Origin of the sequence: Pseudomonas sp. ICMP 10191 (assembly GCF_001467335.1) — a bacterium.
Lineage (GTDB): Bacteria > Pseudomonadota > Gammaproteobacteria > Pseudomonadales > Pseudomonadaceae > Aquipseudomonas > Aquipseudomonas cerasi.
Genome location: NZ_LKGW01000034.1, coordinates 1 through 549, shown reverse-complemented (window position 1 = coordinate 549; position 549 = coordinate 1). Strand labels below are relative to the sequence as shown.

Sequence of the window (549 nt, the reverse complement as noted above, 5' to 3'; positions counted from 1 at the left end):
TGCTGCCGATGCGTCCCCGCCCGTTGCGGCAGCAGTCAGAGCACCGATCAACTGCGAGGCAGTCATCAGCTTGCTGACACCTGCCTGATAGGCTTGAGAATCTCTATCAACGCCTTTTGACAGAAGCCTCTCCGCCAGATAATCGACAACCATTTCATTCGCGCCAGCGGCCAAGGCACCCGTTTCTCATCGAACAGAGTGAAATCACCGATCTTGCCTGCGGCAATGGCGCCACCCGTAGCGATTCCCGTACTCACGATCGAAGAGCCAAGATTATCCTTGAAGCTTCCGCCCATGATCGCGGTCTTGATCACAGATTCGGTGATCACCTTAGTCGCAACGGTCTGAACACTTTTTTCGGGTTGATGGTCGGTACGAAACCTGCCATGACTCCCGCCATGGCGTATCCCTTGATGGCGTTGGAAGACGTCACGTCTTTGAAAACGGCGCCAAGATCACCCTTGTTGTTGATCGTGCTCGTCACCGCCGTCGTCGCAACGCTGGTTGCTACAGCGCCGCCAATACCAGCGCTTAAACCAAAGCCTGCTG

At 55.6% G+C, this 549-nt stretch carries 2 protein-coding genes; both read right to left on the bottom strand.

The genetic code is table 11. The features are described 5' to 3' along the window. Positions 1 to 65 precede the first annotated feature (65 nt). A complete protein-coding gene (locus AO388_RS29890) occupies positions 66 to 296 on the bottom strand; it encodes a hypothetical protein (RefSeq protein WP_269085757.1) in 231 nt (76 codons plus the stop codon). Between the two features lie 29 nt (positions 297 to 325). Beyond that, positions 326 to 549, bottom strand: a 224-nt coding sequence (locus tag AO388_RS29885; protein ID WP_269085756.1) for a DUF637 domain-containing protein, incomplete at its 5' end; no start/stop codon positions are given.